This is a genomic window from Oerskovia enterophila (assembly GCF_001692445.1).
Lineage (GTDB): Bacteria > Actinomycetota > Actinomycetes > Actinomycetales > Cellulomonadaceae > Oerskovia > Oerskovia enterophila.
On record NZ_MAQA01000012.1, the window covers coordinates 1 to 15146 of the forward strand.

The following is a 15146-nucleotide window of genomic DNA, read 5'->3' on the forward strand; positions in this document are numbered from 1 at the left end:
CCGGACCCTGTCAGGGCTGTGGACCACCTGTGGATGCGGGCGGTCGGCGCGAGCGACGGGGACCGGTGCAGACGCCCGACGACCTGACGCTCGACCGAACGCAAAGAGGTAAGCCCACCGTGTCATTCGCCGCAGCGCCACGACGCCCCGCAGGGCGCGAGGCCGGCTCCAAACGACGACGTAGCCCGCTCGGCATTGCCGTCGCAGTCGTGGCCGCCCTCGTCCTCCTGCTGTTCCTGCTCGCCCAGTTCTGGACCGAGGTCCTCTGGTTCACCCAGCTCGGCTTCCAGGACGTCCTGTGGACCGAGTGGGGGACCCGCGCGGCGCTGTTCGTCGGCGGCTTCCTGGTGATGGGAGGGCTCGTCTTCCTGTCCCTGTCGCTCGCCTACCGGTCACGCCCCATCTACGCGCCCTCGACGCCCGAGCAGGCGACGCTCGACCAGTACCGCGAGGCCGTCGAGCCGCTGCGCAAGGTCGTGACCGTCGCTGGGCCCGCCATCATCGGGTTCTTCGCCGGAGCGGCGGCGTCCTCGCAGTGGAGCACGGTCCTGCTGGCGATGAACTCGGTGCCCTTCGGCACCGACGACCCGCAGTACGGGATGGACATCTCGTTCTTCGTGTTCACGCTGCCCGTGCTGCGGTTCGTGGTCGGGTTCCTCATGGCCGCGGTGATCATCGCGGGCATCGGGGCGCTCGCGACGCACTACCTGTACGGCGGGCTGCGGATCGGCGCGGGGGCCGGCAACGGGCCCCGCACCACCAAGGCCGCGCGCGTGCAGCTCTCCGTGACGGCTGCGGTCCTCATGCTCCTCATCGGTGCGAACTACTGGCTCGACCGCTACTCGCTGCTGACCTCGACGGGTGACAAGTTCGACGGCGCCTCGTACGCCGACGTCAACGCCGTGATCCCCTCGAAGGCGATCCTGACCGGTGTCGCGATCCTCGTGGCGCTGCTGTTCGTGCTCACGGCGATCCGTGGGAACTGGCGCCTGCCCGCGATCGGGGTCGGCCTCATGGTGGTCTCCGCGATCGCGATCGGCGGCATCTACCCGGCCGTGGTCCAGCGCTTCCAGGTCGCGCCGAACGCCCAGGAGTTCGAGGCCGAGTACATCCAGCGCAACATCGACGCGACCAAGACGGCGTTCGGGCTGGACGACGTCGAGGCCGCGAACTACGACGCGAAGACCCAGGCCGAGGCCGGCGCCCTGCGCGCGGACGCCGACACGACCGCGTCGATCCGACTGCTCGACCCGCAGATCGTCAGCCCGACGTTCCGCCAGCTCCAGCAGAACAAGCAGTACTACAACTTCCAGGAGACCCTCTCGGTCGACCGGTACATGATCGACGGCGAGAGCCGTGACACCGTGATCGCGGTCCGCGAGCTCAACCTCGCCGGTCTGGGTGCGAGCCAGCGCAACTGGGTCAACGACCACACCGTGTACACGCACGGCTACGGCGTCGTCGCGGCGTACGGCAACCAGATCGGCCCGGGCGGGCAGCCGGCCTTCTACGAGGGGGACATCCCCTCGGTGGGGTCGCTGCCCGAGTACGAGCCGCGCATCTACTTCAGCCCGGACTCGACCCAGTACTCGATCGTCGGAGCCCCCGAGGGCACCCAGCCGTGGGAGTTCGACTATCCGGACGACGAGGCCGGTGGCCAGGTCAACAACACGTTCGGCGCCGAGGACGGGGCCGTCGCGGGTCCCAGCGTGGGCTCGTTCGGCACCAAGCTGCTCTACGCCCTCAAGTTCGGCTCCGAGCAGATCCTGTTCTCCGACCGTGTCACGGCCGACTCGCAGATCGTGTACGACCGCTCGCCGCGCGACCGCGTCGCCAAGGTCGCCCCGTATCTGACGCTCGACGGCAAGGTCTACCCGGCCGTCGTCGACGGGCGCGTGAAGTGGATCGTCGACGGCTACACCACGACGAACAGCTACCCGTACTCGGCGTCGCAGCCCCTCGACGAGGCGACGCAGGACACCCTGACGGTCAACTCGCAGTCGGTCGCGGCCCTCGCGCCGCAGCAGGTCAACTACATCCGCAACTCGGTCAAGGCCACCGTCGACGCGTACGACGGCTCCGTGGACCTGTACGCGTGGGACACCGAGGACCCCGTCCTCAAGGCGTGGAACAACGTGTTCCCGACCTCGCTCCAGCCGATCTCCGAGATCAGCGGCGACCTCATGAGCCACCTGCGCTACCCCGAGGACATGTTCAAGGTCCAGCGCTCGCTGCTCACGAGCTACCACGTCGACGACGCACGCGAGTTCTTCTCGGGCCAGGACTTCTGGAACGTGCCGCGCGACCCCACGGTGCGCGGGGCCGGCACCAAGCCGTTCCAGCCGCCGTACTACCTGACGCTCCAGATGCCCGGTCAGGAGGCGCCGGCGTTCTCGCTCATGACGACGTTCATCCCGGGCGGCAACTCCGACCGAGAGATCCTCACGGGCTTCCTCGCGGTCGACGCCGAGGCCGGGAGCACGGCCGGCGTGAAGTCGGAGAGCTACGGGAAGCTCAGGCTGCTCGAGCTGCCGCGCAACGCCACGGTCCCCGGACCGGGCCAGGTGCAGAACACGTTCGACTCGGACCCCACGGTCTCCAACGAGCTGAACATCCTCAGCCGCGGCAACTCGACGGTCATCCACGGCAACCTGCTCACGCTTCCCGTGGGCGGCGGGCTGCTCTACGTGCAGCCCGTGTACGTCCAGGCGTCCGAAGGCACCAAGTTCCCGCTGCTGCGCAAGGTGCTGGTCAACTTCGGTGACCAGGTCGGGTTCGCGGACACGCTCGACGAAGCCCTCAACCAGGTCTTCGGGGGCGAGTCCGGTGCGGACGCGGGTGATGCCGGGGGCGAGGTCCTGCCGGAGATCCCGACGGACGGGGAGACCACCCCGCCGGCCGAGGGTACCGATCCCGGCACGGGCACCACGCCGGACACCGGCACCGAGAACCCCGAGGCGCGCGCCCAGCTCGACCAGGCGCTCCAGGCCGCCAGCCAGGCGATCAAGGACGGTCAGGCCGCCCTCGCCGAGGGTGACTTCGCGGCGTACGGCGAGTCGCAGGAACGCCTGCAGACCGCGCTCGAGTCGGCGATCGCCGCAGAGCAGCAGCTGGGGGACACCGCGACACCGTGACACGACGCCCCGCACGGGGCGCCCGAGCGGCGGCCACCCGTCGAGGTGAGCAGCACGACGACGGAGCGTCGCTCCTGATCCGAGAGGGTCGGGGGCGGCGCTCCGTCGTGTCTGCGGAAGCCGCCTACCCGGTCGAGGGTGACGGGCCCGGACGCCGAGGGTGACGGGCCCGGACGCCGAGGGTGACGGGCCCGGACGCCGAGGGTGACGGACCCGGACGTTGAGGGTGACCGACACGCGCGACCGGACGGCACGGTTTGTCATTTCTGGTACGGCAGGCAAGCATTGGGCCTCATGACCAGTGCAACCGTTTGCAGCAACGCTTACATCGTCGAGGGGGCGCTCGGCGCACTGCCGACGGTCGCGCTCATCCATCCGAGCGGCGCGGAGCTCGTCGTCGCCCTCCGCGGTGCGACCGCGCTGGCCTGGCGTGCGCCGTGGGGCATCGGCTCCGTGGGGCGCGAAGTTCTTGACCTCCTCGACGGGTACGAGGCCGAGTCCGAGCTGCTCGCGCAGGAGGCGACGCGCTCGGGGCTCATGTTCCCGTTCGCCAACCGCATCGCCGCGGGGGCCTACACGTTCGACGGAGCCAGGCACCATGTCCCGCCCGCACCGGGAGAGATCGGTACCCTCCACGGCTTCGTCCGGCTCCAGGACTGGGAGGTCGTGCCCGACGCCGACGTCGACGGTCCCGCCAACGGTGCGGTCTCGGTGACGCTCGCGACGTGCGTCCGGTCGACCGACGTCGCAGGCTATCCGTTCGACCTCGAGACGAGGATCCGCTTCGAGCTGACCGAGCAGACCCTCGACGTGACCTGGTCCTACCGCAACGCCGGGCGGGTGGCCGCGCCGGTCACGGCCGGTTGGCACCCGTACTTCCGCATCCCAGGTCACGCCACGATCGACGCCCTGGAGCTGCACGTGCCGGCGCGGGCGACGATCGTGACGGATGCCAGCCTCATCCCGCTCGACGGCGAGACGGCCCGGGAGGTGCGTGGCGTCGTCGGGCCGCTGGGGCTCGCCGGGACCACGCTCGACACCGCGTTCACCGACCTGGTGCCCGACGCGGACGGCCGGGTTCGCACGCGAGTTCTCGACCCGGCGACCGGCGCGGGTGTCGAGGTGTGGCAGGAGCGCGGCAACATGCACGTCTACACGGGCGACGGGCTGGGCGGCCGGGCGCGGACGTCGATCGCGCTCGAACCCGTCGAGAGCCTGACGAACGCTTTCAACCGCCCCGACTGTGCGCAGCAGGTCCGGCTCGAGCCGGGGGAGGGGCGCGAGTTCCGCTTCGGGGCCCGGGTGGTCGCGCCGCGCCAGGGGTGAACGGGAGGCCGGGGTGCCCGATTTGGCGCCTCGGCCCATCTCCCGTAAGGTTGTGTTTACCGACGCGGGGTGGAGCAGCTCGGTAGCTCGCTGGGCTCATAACCCAGAGGTCGCAGGTTCAAATCCTGCCCCCGCTACAAAGGAAGGCCCGGTTCAGCAGAAATGCTGCACCGGGCCTTCGTCATGCGTGGGGTATGGCGCACCCGTCTGGCGCCCGACCCGCTGGTCGGCCCGTCGAGGCCTGCCCTTCTCGCCGCTCGGCCCGCTCGGCTCGGCGAGGCTCCCGCGGAGTCCTTGCGTCGCGTTGCGCGCCCGGATCAGTTGTCAGAGCTGGCCCGGGCTCGACCCCGGGCCAGCTCTGACAACTGATCGGGCTGGTCACGGTGCGGCTCGCGACCGGGTGCGCGCCGCCGTGGCCTCGCTACCCGGCCCGTTGCCGGATCGCGGCCCAGCGGCCGTCCGTCGTCCGCCTGCCAGGGGTCACATCGTCCGAGGTGTGACGTGGCCGACAGGGAATCAGGTAGGAGTGCAGGCCGAAGATCGCGTAGAGTGGTGTTTACCGACGCGGGGTGGAGCAGCTCGGTAGCTCGCTGGGCTCATAACCCAGAGGTCGCAGGTTCAAATCCTGCCCCCGCTACAAAGGAAGGCCCGGTTCAGCAGAAATGCTGCACCGGGCCTTCGTCATTTCCCGGGTTGCACGGTCCTGAATGGCGCCGTGTGCCCCGGATGAGTTGTCAGAGCTGGCCCGGGCTCGACCCCGGGCCAGCTCTGACAACCGATCGCGACGTGTCAGTCGGCGAGCGAGAAGCCGGTCGTCCACTGGGTCGCGCCCGAGCCGGCCAGCGTCATCTGGACGAAGCCGAGGGCCTCGAGCTCGCGAGCGCGCTTGAGCGAGCCGGCGTCGACGCCCTTGAGCCCACCTGCACGGACCAGCTTGACGAGCGTGCCCTTGGCGTCGTTGTCGTCGCCCGCGACGAGGACGGTCGCGGTCTGGTCGGCGACCTGTCCGCTCGCGAGGGTCGAGGCGAAGTTGGTGTTGAACGCCTTGAGGACCTTGGCCGTCGGGGCGAGCGCGGCGATCTCGGCGGCGGCCGAGGAGTCGGCGGGCACGACGAGCGAATCGAACGTGGCGAAGTCGACGGGGTTGGTCGGGTCGACGAGGACCTTGCCGTCGAGGCGGCCCGCGTACTGCGCGAGGACCTCGGGCACCGCGGGGAAGGGGAGGGCGAGGACCACGAGCTCGCCCGTGATCTCGTCACCCACGACGCCCGAGGTGAACGACGCGCCCGAGCCGAGCGCCGCGGCCTTCTCGGCGTCGCGCGCCAGGACCTGGACCTGTGCGCCGGCGTCGAGGCCGATACGCGCCACGCCTGCTGCGATGTTCCCTGCGCCGATGATCGTGATGCTGGTCATGAAGTCCTCCGGGGCTGCGACGTCGGCCCGAGCCGGCGTGATTAGTTGTTGATACAACTAACATAGACCTGCTTAGTTGTTGTGTCAACCATCTTCGGTAGACTGGGTCCATGACCGACGACGTGCGATGGCTCTCCCCCCGCGAGCTGCGGACCTGGATGCGCCTCCAGGCAGTCTCCGAGCTCCTCCCGGGCGTGCTCGACGCCCAGCTCCAGCGCGACGCGCAGCTGACCCACTTCGAGTACCTCGTGCTCGCGATGCTCTCCGAGGCCCAGGACCACACGCTGCGCATGACGGACCTCGCGCTCAAGACCAACGCGACCCTGCCGCGCCTGTCCCACGTCGTGAAGCGGCTCGAGGGGCGCGGCTACGTGGAGCGCACGCCCTGCCCCGAGGACCGCCGGGCCACGCTCGCAGTCCTGACCGACGCAGGGTGGGACAAGGTCGTCGCGACCGCACCCGGCCATGTCGGCACGGTGCGCGAGCACATCATCGACCGCCTCACCCCGGAGCAGGTCGAGCAGCTCGACGGGATCGCCCGGGCGATCCTCGAGTCCCTCGACACCGAAGGGCGGCTCGACGCGCTCCACCTCCCGGAGGACTGACGCGCGGTGTGATGCGCCCCACCGTCTCACCGGACGTCCCGCCTATGTCTCACCGCGTGGGACCGGCGTAGAGTCGACCTCCGGCGAGTCCCGGCAGCACGCGTCACCCGCGGCGGCCCGGTACCGCCTCGTCACCCTCCTGACCCCGGAAGGTCCTCATGCGCCGCCTGAACGCCGTGCTGCCCGTCGCAGCCGTCTCGACCGCCCTGCTCCTCGCGGGCTGCTCGTCCGACTCGTCGACCGACGCCGGTCCGTCCGGCGCAGCGACCCCCACGTGCGAGCCGGGCGCCCTGCCCACGCACACCGACGGCAAGCTGACCGTCGCCGCGGGCGAGGCCTACTCGCCCTGGTACATCGGTGAGCACGACAGCGGCGAGGGCTTCGAGTCCGCGCTCGTCTACGAGGTCGCCGACCGGCTCGGGTACGCCGCGGACGACGTCGAGTGGGAGCTCGTGACGTTCGAGCAGATCGTCAGCCCCAGCATCAAGGAGTTCGACTTCGCGGCCTGGCAGACGTCCATCTCGGACGAGCGCCGCAAGGCCGTCGACTTCTCGAGCCCCTACCTCACGACGCGCCAGGGCGTGATCGTGCAGGAGGCAGGCCCGTACGCCTCGGCCACGACGCTCGACGAGCTCAAGGACCTGCGCATCGGCGTCACGGCCGCCCAGACGAGCCTCACGCTCGCCAAGGCTGCATTCGGCGACGACGCGAACCTCGTCCCGTTCAACGGTGCGGGCGACGGCATGACGGCGCTGCAGTCGGGCACGATCGACGTCATGATCATGGACGTCGACCAGGGCGTCGCGGCCTCGACCGAGTACTTCCCCGACTCCGTGGTCGTCGGCACGCTGCCGGACCAGGGCACGGTCGAGCAGTACGGCCTGGTCCTCGACCTCAACTCGACGCTCACCGAGTGCGTCTCGGCCGCGGTCGACGCGCTCGAGGCCGACGGCACGCTCGCCGAGCTGCGCACGACCTGGCTCAAGTCGGACGACATCCCCGAGCTGGGCTGAGATGAGCGAGGGCGCGTCGGGCGCCGCGCCGCAGGACGGCCCCGTGCCCGACGACGGCGCTCGCCCCGCGAGCGCGGGCTGGACCCCGTCGCCCCTCGCCCGGGCGAGGGAGTCCTACCGACGTGCGCGCCGCCGTCGGGCCGCATGGGTGTCCGTCCTCTCGACCGTGGTCGTCGTCGCGGTCCTGTATGTCGTGGTGACCACGGCCCCCGGGTGGGAGCGCACGCGCGACGCGTTCTTCTCCCCGCAGAGCGCCTGGGACTCGCTGCCCGCGATCGCCGAGGGACTGTGGCTCAACCTGCGGGTGTGGGTCGTGGCGTCGGTCGTCGGGATGGTGCTCGGCATGACGCTCGCCGTGATCCGCACGAGCCGCATCCCGGCCCTGTTCCCGCTGCGCGCGTTCGCGGTCGCGTACGTCGACGTGTTCCGCGGCGTGCCGCTGCTGCTGGTCCTGCTGCTCGTCGGGTTCGGCCTGCCGGCGCTTCGGCTCGAGTGGCTGCCGACGTCGGGGGCGTTCCTCGGTGCGCTCGCGATCATCCTCACGTACACCGCGTACCTGGCCGAGGTGTTCCGGGCCGGGATCGAGTCGGTGCACCCGTCGCAGGTCTCCGCGGCGCGATCGCTCGGCCTCACGCGCGCCCAGACGACCCGCAGGGTCGTCCTGCCGCAGGCCGTGCGGCACGTGACCGCCCCGCTCGCGAGCAACCTCGTCTCGCTCCAGAAGGACTCGGGGCTCATCTCGATCCTGGGTGCCGTGGACGCGATCCGGGCCGCGCAGATCGCTGCCTCGGGCAGCTACAACTTCACGCCCTACGTCGTGGCGGGCGTCCTGTTCCTGCTGGTCTCGATCCCGCTCACGCGTGTGGTCGACGTCTACTCGGCGCGCCAGGGCTGGCGCGGGTCGCTCGCGACCGTGAGCGGTGCGGGGGCCATCCGATGAGCCACCTGCTGTCCCTGCGCGGGATCCGCAAGTCGTACGGCGAGCGCCTGGTGCTCGACGGGATCGACCTCGACGTCGACGAGCACCGCTGCGTCGTGCTCGTCGGGGCGTCGGGCTCGGGCAAGTCGACGCTGCTGCGCGTCGTGAACCTCCTGGAGGAGATCGACGACGGCGAGATCCTGCTCGACGGCCAGGACGTCGCCGACCCGCGTCTCGACGCGAACGTCGTCCGGGCGCGCATGGGCCTGGTGTTCCAGTCCTACAACCTGTTCCCGCACATGAAGGTCATGGACAACGTGACCCTCGCCCCGCGCCTCGTGCACAAGCGGGGTCGCGCGGAGGCCGAGGCGGCGGCCGAGGCCATGCTGCGCCGGGTCGGCCTCGCGCACCGCATGACGGCCTACCCCGACCAGCTCAGCGGGGGAGAGCAGCAGCGGGCCGCGATCGCGCGCGCGCTCGTGTCCTCGCCCGAGCTCCTGCTGCTCGACGAGGTCACCTCGGCGCTCGACCCCGAGCTCGTGGGCGAGGTCCTCGACCTGCTCGCGGACCTGCGTGCCGAGGGCGTGACGATGCTCGTCGCGACCCACGAGATGGGCTTCGCGCGCGAGGTCGCCGACGAGGTCTGCTTCCTGCACCAGGGGCGCGTGCACGAGCGTGGCACGCCCGAGCAGGTCCTCGGCGACCCGCAGCGCGAGCGGACACGGGAGTTCCTGCGCCGGCTGCGCTGACCGGGGCACGGCGGCCCCTGCGGGGTCCGTGGCTTCCGCCGGGCGGCGCGCGCCCTTTCGTGCGCGGCCCGCGGCGCGCATGATGGAAGCAGGTTCCTCAACGAGGAGGCACGTCATGAAGGCAGCGGTGGGAGACAGGATCATCCGGGCCTCGGGGGTGGTGGGCGGCGCCGTGCGGGACGGCATGGTCGTCGAGGTCCAGCACGAGGACGGTTCGCCGCCCTTCCTGGTCGAGTGGGCCGACACGGGCGAACGGACCCTGGTCTACCCGGGGCCGGACACCCTGGTCCGCGCCCCGGTGGAGGGGGCCGTCGCGCACGAGGTCACGGTCCCGGTGCACTCGAAGTCCTGGCACGTCCAGGTCAGCCTCGTGGAGAGCGAGGGACGCACGACGGCGGAGGCCATCCTGGTCGGGGACGTCCCGTCCGAGCTCCACGCCGTGGGCAGGGCTCGCAAGGACCCCGGGGACGCCGAGATCGAGGCGATCGGCGACCACGTCGCCGCGGCGCGTGCGCTGCGCGCGCTCGCCGACCGGCTGCTCGGCCTCGCGGAGTCGGAGATCGAGGGCTCCACGGGGGTGCCTGCGCACGTGCACCACTGAGCGGAGGCGCGGCAGGCCCCGGACCGGTGACGACCGACCCACGTCGGTCGGTGATCGCACGCCGTGAGCAGTGCGCGGCATGACGGGAGGGCGGCGGGAGGCGGGCCTCGCTGGCCTGGAGACGGTGACGCGGCGCGCCGCCGGTCGGTGTCGCCCGTGAGGGCGCTCGCGGGAGGAGCGGGACATGGCATGGCTGGACGCGATCGGAGACCTCAACTGGTGGGCCGTGCTCGTCGCGACCGCCTCGACGTTCCTCGTCGGCTTCCTCTTCTACGCGAGCGGGGCCCTGGGCAGACGGTGGGCCGGGCTCGTCGGGCTGACCGAGGAGGAGATGAACAGCAGCGCCGGCGCAGGCCCGCGCTTCGTCGCCACGGGAATCGCCTCGCTCCTGACCGCGATCCTGCTCGGAGCCCTGATCCTGGCGACGGGCGTCGAGGGACTCTGGGAGGGACTGCTGTTCGGTGCGGTCGTCGGGCTGGTCCTCCGGGCCGGAGCCCACGTGATCCACAACGGGTTCGCACACCTGCCGACCCAGCTCACCGTGATCGACGGGCTCCACGACGTGCTCTCGCTCGCGGTCATGGGCGCGATCCTCGGGGTCTGGCAGTAGTGGCAGACGCGTCCGACGCTGCGGTCCGCGCCGTCGTGCACGGTCACGTGCAGGGCGTCGGCTTCCGCTGGGCCACCGCACGCCGGGCGGCCGAGCTGGGCCTCGCGTGCGAGGCCCAGAACCTGCCCGACGGGACCGTGCTCGTCACGGCCCGTGGAGCGGCGTCCGCGGTCGACGCCCTGGTCGCCTGGTTGCGCAGCGATCGGACGCCGGGCCGGGTAACGGGCGTCGACGTGCGGCCGGTGTGATGCTGGGGCACATGACCTCCGCACCGGGCGGCCCTGCCACGCCGCGAGCCACCGACCTCGTCCCGCCCGACGCCCACGTCTTCGGGAACCCCGACGCCCCCGTGACGATCGTCGAGTTCGGCGACTTCGAGTGCCCCTACTGCCACGACGCGGCGCCCGCGCTGCGATCGGTCGTCGAGGAGTCCGGCGGGCAGGTGCGCCTGGTCTTCCGCCACTTCCCGCTCTTCGAGGTGCACCCGTACGCGCTCACGGCGGCGCTCGCGGCCGAGGCGGCGGGGGAGCAGGGCCGGTTCTGGGACATGCACGACCTCCTGTTCGCGCACCAGGACCGGCTCGACGACACGGCCCTCGCGCACTGGGCGCAGAAGCTCGGGCTCGACGGTGCGAGCGTGGTCGGCGACGCAGCGCAGCGGCACGGAGACGTCGTCGAGCGTGACTACCTGGCCGGGGCCGCGCTCGGGGTGCGCGGGACGCCCACGGTGTACGTCGACGGCGAGAGGTACCGCGGGCGCGTGACCGAGGACGGCCTGCGTGCCGCGGTCGCCGCCGCGCTGGCCGCCGCGGGTCAGGGCGCCTGAGGGGTCCCGTCCTCCGGAGCAGGCGGTGACGGCGCCCCCGCGGCGTCGTGGGCAGCGGGCTCGTCCCGGTCCTGGGGCTCACGGGGAGGTGCCGAGTCGTCCGGCCCGGTCCCACCGGCGGCCGGTTCGCCCACGGGGCGGGTCGGGATCAGCCGCGCGAAGAAGAGTGCGAGCAGTGCGACGACCGCGAGGACCGCGAGACTCGCCCGGAGCCCTGTGATGCGCGCGGCCTCGTTCTCGGCCGTGATCGCGGCGACCTCGTCGTCGGGCAGGCCAGCGGCCGTGAGCGCCTCCTCGACCTGGGCGTCGGAGATGAAGGGGACCCCGCCCGCGAGCTCGACCTGGGCCGTCGCGGCGATCTCGGCGCGGACCGCCGGGTTGTCCGCGACCCCCTGGAGGAACGTGGCCGTGAGGCCCGCGATGAGCACCGACCCCGCGAGCGCGGTGCCGAGCGAGGCCCCCAGGTTCGTCAGGGTGTTCTGCAGCCCGCCGACGTCGCCGCTCTCCTCGTCGGGCACGGCCGAGACCGTCACGGCCCCGAGCTGCGAGGCCAGCGCCCCCACACCGAGCCCGGCGAGGGCCAGGGGAACCGTGACCACCTCGGCGCCGGCCCCCACCTCGAGCCCGGCCAGCAGGCTCACGATCCCCCCGAGCAGCGAGGCGACGCCCCAGCGGACGACCGTGCGCGGCGAGGCGCGCGGGAAGAAGCGCGGGATCCCGACCGCGGCGATCAGGAGCGTCACGGACAGCGGCAGCAGGCGGATGCCCGTGTCGAGCGCGGACATCCCCAGTGCGACCGACAGGTACAGGGGGACCGTGAAGAACAGCCCGGCCTGGAGCAGGAACTGGAAGAAGAACATCGTCAGGCCGCCGTTGAGCTGCGCGTTGCGCAGCATGTCGGGCCGCACGAGCGGCTCCTTGCCCGCCGCGACGACGCGGTGCTCCCACGCGAAGAACAGCCGCAGGACCAGCAGCCCCGCGAGGATCAGCCAGATGGTCGGGGACAGCCCGATCCACGAGGGTCCGCCGGGTCGCGTCTGGACCCAGCCCCACTCGCCCGAGCGCAGCACGCCGAACACCGCGACGCCCAGGCCGATCGCCGAGAGCGCAGCGCCGACCAGGTCGAGCCGGAACCTCGGGCCGAGCGGGGCGTCGGCGATCTTGCGCGTGAGCAGCAGGATCACGGCCACGATCACGACCTCGCCCGCGAACACGTAGCGCCACGTCCAGTACGTCGTGACGAGCCCGCCGATGAGCGGCCCGGCCGCCACGGCGATGGCGCCCGCCGAGGCCACGAGACCGTAGGCGCGCGGCCGGTCGGGGGCGGCGAAGTTCGAGGCGACGAGCGCCACGATCGCGGGCATGATGAGCGCCGCGCCGATCCCCTCCAGGAAGGACCAGCCGAAGATCAGGACGCCGAGGTTCGGTGCCAGGGCGGTCGTGAAGGACCCGCACGCGTAGATCACGCAGCCGATCACGAAGGCCCGACGGCGTCCGATCAGCCCGCCGATCTTGCCGCCCGGGATCATGAGCGTGGCCATGACGAGCGTGTAGAGCGTGATCGCGGTCTGGATGCCGGTCACGGTGGTGCCCACGTCGTGCGCGACCTGGGCGATCGATACGTTCATGACCGAGCTGTCGAGCGTCATGACGAACTGGCCCGAGGCGAGCGTCAGCAGGACGATGCCCGTGGCGCGCTCAGCGGTGCGTGGCACGGTCTGCTCTGGTGCTGCGCGAGCCCATGGTCGCCCCTGTCGTCTGCGTCGCGGCAGCGGGTCGTCGGCGGCCCGCTGAGAGTCTCAGTGTGTCGCCCGGGGGGCGGACGGGCCACCGCACGACGGGCGTCGTGACCGGTCGGTGGCCAGGAGGTCTACGCGTCGGCGTCCTGCGCGGCCTCGGGCGCCCGCCACGGTCTCGGGGGCAGCCCGGGCGGCGGTCCGGGGGACTCGGGCGAGCACAGCGGCAGCCGCTCGCCCAGGATGCGCAGCGTCACGGAGCCCGCGACCGCGGCGACCAGCGAGCCCGCGAGGATCCCGATCTTGGCCTGCTCGACCAGCGCCTCGTCGTCGAACGCGAGCTCGGCGATGAACAGCGAGATGGTGAACCCGATCCCGGCGAGCATCGCGCCGCCCAGCAGGTGCGAGTAGCGCACCCGGCCGGGCAGGTCGCCCAGGCCGAGACGCAGCGCGAGGGCCGAGGCGCCGAAGATCCCGACGGCGTTGCCCACCACGAGCGCGACCGCGACGCCGATCGTCAGCCGGGACGTCATCGCGGCCGACAACGACTCGGCGTCGAGCTGCACGCCCGCGTTGGCCAGACCGAACACGGGGACCACGACGTACGCGCTCCACGGGTGCAGGACGCGCTGGAGCCGGTCGCTCGCGGGGACCGCTGCGCGCGCGGCGAGCTCGGTCAGGTGCTCGCGCTCCGCCGTCGTCTCCTCGCGCAGCCGCTGGGCGTACCCCGGGACGTCGTCGACCTGGTCGCGTCGCGACCGGCGCGACGGGATGAGCAGCCCGACGAGCACGCCCGCGAGCGTCGCATGGACGCCCGAGGAGTACACCGCGAGCCACAGGGCCACACCCACGCCCACGTAGGGCGCGAGGCGCCAGACACCGAGCCAGCGCATCACGAGGAGCGCGACCACGAGCACGCCCGCGATGCCCAGCCCGGGCAGCCACACGCCGTCGTTGTAGAAGACGGCCATCACCGTGATGGCCCCGATGTCGTCGACGACCGCGAGCGTCAGCAGGAACAGCCGGAGCCGGTCGGGGCAGCGCGGGCCGAACAGTGCGAGGACCCCCACGAGGAACGCGGTGTCGGTCGACATGACCACGCCCCAGCCGTGCTGTGCGTCGGTGCCCGCGTTGAACGCCAGGTAGATCAGCGCGGGCACCAGGAGGCCGCCCAGCGCGCCGAGCGCGGGGACCGCGACCGTCCGGCGGTTGCGGAGCTCGCCGCTCGTGACCTCGCGGTTGATCTCGAGGCCGATCACCAGGAAGAAGATCGCCATGGCGGCGTCGTTGACCCAGTGGTGCAGGTCCATGTCGAGCGACCAGTCGCCGACGTGCATGCCGGCCGTGGTGGACCACAGGTCCTCGTACGCGGCAGACCACGGCGAGTTCGCCCACACGAGCGCGATCACGGTCGCCGCGAGGAGGAGCACCGCGCCGCCCGCCTCGGTCGCGAGGAACTGCCGGACGGCCGGGGCGACCGGACGCACGGGGAAGCGCAGGGGCGGCCCCGGGCGCTGGTCGAGCGTGGGGAGGAGCGGGCGCCCGCCGGGCTGGGTCGGCGGGACCGGGGGAGTGGACGTCACCGCTCCAAGGTCGCAGCGCGCGGCGCCTGGCGCAACGGGTGTCCGGAACCGTGCGGGCCGCCTGCGCGGGGCGTCCGTGCCTCGCGTCCCTCGCTGCTAGCGTCGACCGATGGATACCTCTGACACGCACGCCGCGCACCTCGAGAGAGCCGTTGCCGTCGCCGTCGCGAACGTCGCCGCCGACGGGGGGCCGTTCGGCGCGTTGCTCGTGACCTCGGACGGACAGGTCTTCGAGGGCGCCAACCGCGTGACCTCGACCAACGACCCGACTGCTCATGCGGAGGTCGTCGCGATCCGAGCGGCCTGCGCCGCCCTGGGGACGTTCGACCTTCGAGGGTCGGTGCTCTACGCGAGCTGCGAGCCGTGCCCCATGTGCCTGGCGGCAGGCCTCTGGGCACGGGTCGACGCGATCTGGTTCGCGGCCGACCGAGGAGACGCGGCACGCGCAGGGTTCGACGACGCCACGTTCTACGAGTTCTTCGCGGAGGCTCCTGAGGACCGTTCGCCGCCCGTCCGGCGGCAGCGCACCGCATCGTCGGGCGAGCCGTTCGACGCCTGGCGCGCGCTCGACTCTCACACCGGCTACTGAGCCCGCTGGGCGTTCGTGCTCGCGGCAGCCCGGTCGTGACAG

The 15146-nt window shown here is 71.9% G+C and carries 14 protein-coding genes and 2 tRNA genes; 13 read left to right on the top strand and 3 right to left on the bottom strand.

Translation table 11 applies throughout. The features are described 5' to 3' along the window. The first annotated feature begins 119 nt into the window (after window positions 1-119). From OERS_RS06645 to OERS_RS06660, 4 genes are all read left to right on the top strand, one after another. Window positions 120-3134 carry a UPF0182 family membrane protein gene (locus OERS_RS06645; protein ID WP_068625203.1) on the top strand — a complete coding sequence of 1005 codons (3015 nt, stop codon included), beginning with the start codon at window positions 120-122 and terminating at the stop codon, window positions 3132-3134. Between the two features lie 294 nt (window positions 3135-3428). Continuing rightward, window positions 3429-4460 carry an aldose 1-epimerase gene (locus OERS_RS06650; protein WP_068625204.1) on the top strand — a complete coding sequence of 344 codons (1032 nt, stop codon included), beginning with the start codon at window positions 3429-3431 and terminating at the stop codon, window positions 4458-4460. Between the two features lie 63 nt (window positions 4461-4523). After that, a tRNA-Met gene (locus OERS_RS06655) sits at window positions 4524-4597 on the top strand. Window positions 4598-5023: 426 nt separating this feature from the next. Then, a tRNA-Met gene (locus OERS_RS06660) sits at window positions 5024-5097 on the top strand. Between the two features lie 152 nt (window positions 5098-5249). Here the strand turns inward: OERS_RS06660 and OERS_RS06665 are convergent. Next, window positions 5250-5873: an NADPH-dependent F420 reductase gene (locus OERS_RS06665; RefSeq protein WP_068625205.1), complete on the bottom strand. Its 624-nt coding sequence runs from the start codon at window positions 5871-5873 to the stop codon at window positions 5250-5252. Window positions 5874-5983: 110 nt separating this feature from the next. On the opposite strand from OERS_RS06665, the gene OERS_RS06670 reads away from it, so the two are divergent. From OERS_RS06670 to OERS_RS06705, 8 genes are all read left to right on the top strand, one after another. Then, window positions 5984-6478 (top strand): MarR family winged helix-turn-helix transcriptional regulator, encoded by a 495-nt coding sequence (locus OERS_RS06670; protein WP_068625206.1) that lies wholly within the window; start codon window positions 5984-5986, stop codon window positions 6476-6478. Between the two features lie 158 nt (window positions 6479-6636). Next, window positions 6637-7491, top strand: coding sequence for an ABC transporter substrate-binding protein (locus tag OERS_RS06675; protein WP_068625207.1), 855 nt, complete (start codon window positions 6637-6639; stop codon window positions 7489-7491). A 1-nt stretch (window position 7492) separates the two neighbouring features. Beyond that, window positions 7493-8431, top strand: coding sequence for an amino acid ABC transporter permease (locus OERS_RS06680; RefSeq protein ID WP_082608633.1), 939 nt, complete (start codon window positions 7493-7495; stop codon window positions 8429-8431). Further along, window positions 8428-9159, top strand: coding sequence for an amino acid ABC transporter ATP-binding protein (locus OERS_RS06685; RefSeq protein ID WP_068625208.1), 732 nt, complete (start codon window positions 8428-8430; stop codon window positions 9157-9159). The genes OERS_RS06680 and OERS_RS06685 overlap by 4 nt, the downstream gene beginning before the upstream one ends. Before the next feature lie 115 nt (window positions 9160-9274). Then, window positions 9275-9760 carry a dsRBD fold-containing protein gene (locus tag OERS_RS06690; protein WP_068625209.1) on the top strand — a complete coding sequence of 162 codons (486 nt, stop codon included), beginning with the start codon at window positions 9275-9277 and terminating at the stop codon, window positions 9758-9760. Window positions 9761-9944: 184 nt separating this feature from the next. Next, complete coding sequence (locus OERS_RS21040) at window positions 9945-10370, top strand: DUF1761 domain-containing protein (RefSeq protein WP_068625210.1); 426 nt, start codon at window positions 9945-9947, stop codon at window positions 10368-10370. Continuing rightward, entirely contained in the window at window positions 10370-10618 is a 249-nt protein-coding gene (locus OERS_RS21045) for an acylphosphatase (protein ID WP_068625211.1), read from the top strand. The genes OERS_RS21040 and OERS_RS21045 overlap by 1 nt, the downstream gene beginning before the upstream one ends. Window positions 10619-10629: 11 nt before the next feature. Beyond that, window positions 10630-11196, top strand: coding sequence for a DsbA family protein (locus OERS_RS06705; protein WP_139107726.1), 567 nt, complete (start codon window positions 10630-10632; stop codon window positions 11194-11196). On the opposite strand, the gene OERS_RS06710 is transcribed toward OERS_RS06705, so the two are convergent. Beyond that, window positions 11184-12911: an MFS transporter gene (locus OERS_RS06710; RefSeq protein ID WP_248948416.1), complete on the bottom strand. Its 1728-nt coding sequence runs from the start codon at window positions 12909-12911 to the stop codon at window positions 11184-11186. The two genes, OERS_RS06705 and OERS_RS06710, sit on opposite strands and share 13 nt — an antisense overlap. A 155-nt stretch (window positions 12912-13066) precedes the next feature. Continuing rightward, entirely contained in the window at window positions 13067-14515 is a 1449-nt protein-coding gene (nhaA, locus tag OERS_RS06715; protein ID WP_083201273.1) for a Na+/H+ antiporter NhaA, read from the bottom strand. A 109-nt stretch (window positions 14516-14624) separates the two neighbouring features. Between nhaA and OERS_RS06720 the strand changes: the two genes are divergently transcribed. Next, the gene (locus OERS_RS06720; RefSeq protein WP_068625213.1) at window positions 14625-15104 is read left to right on the top strand and encodes a nucleoside deaminase; all 480 of its coding nucleotides are present in this window, start codon (window positions 14625-14627) and stop codon (window positions 15102-15104) included. Window positions 15105-15146 lie beyond the last annotated feature (42 nt).

Bases quoted from the DNA above. Each gene is read 5' to 3' on its own strand.
- OERS_RS06650 (WP_068625204.1), top strand. From the start codon at position 3,429: ATGACCAGTGCAACCGTTTGCAGCAACGCTTACATCGTCGAGGGGGCG.
- OERS_RS06690 (WP_068625209.1), top strand. From the start codon at position 9,275: ATGAAGGCAGCGGTGGGAGACAGGATCATCCGGGCCTCGGGGGTGGTG.
- OERS_RS06680 (WP_082608633.1), top strand. From the start codon at position 7,493: ATGAGCGAGGGCGCGTCGGGCGCCGCGCCGCAGGACGGCCCCGTGCCC.
- OERS_RS06720 (WP_068625213.1), top strand. From the start codon at position 14,625: ATGGATACCTCTGACACGCACGCCGCGCACCTCGAGAGAGCCGTTGCC.
- OERS_RS06675 (WP_068625207.1), top strand. From the start codon at position 6,637: ATGCGCCGCCTGAACGCCGTGCTGCCCGTCGCAGCCGTCTCGACCGCC.
- OERS_RS06705 (WP_139107726.1), top strand. From the start codon at position 10,630: ATGACCTCCGCACCGGGCGGCCCTGCCACGCCGCGAGCCACCGACCTC.
- OERS_RS21040 (WP_068625210.1), top strand. From the start codon at position 9,945: ATGGCATGGCTGGACGCGATCGGAGACCTCAACTGGTGGGCCGTGCTC.
- OERS_RS06670 (WP_068625206.1), top strand. From the start codon at position 5,984: ATGACCGACGACGTGCGATGGCTCTCCCCCCGCGAGCTGCGGACCTGG.
- OERS_RS06665 (WP_068625205.1), bottom strand. From the start codon at position 5,873: ATGACCAGCATCACGATCATCGGCGCAGGGAACATCGCAGCAGGCGTG.
- OERS_RS06685 (WP_068625208.1), top strand. From the start codon at position 8,428: ATGAGCCACCTGCTGTCCCTGCGCGGGATCCGCAAGTCGTACGGCGAG.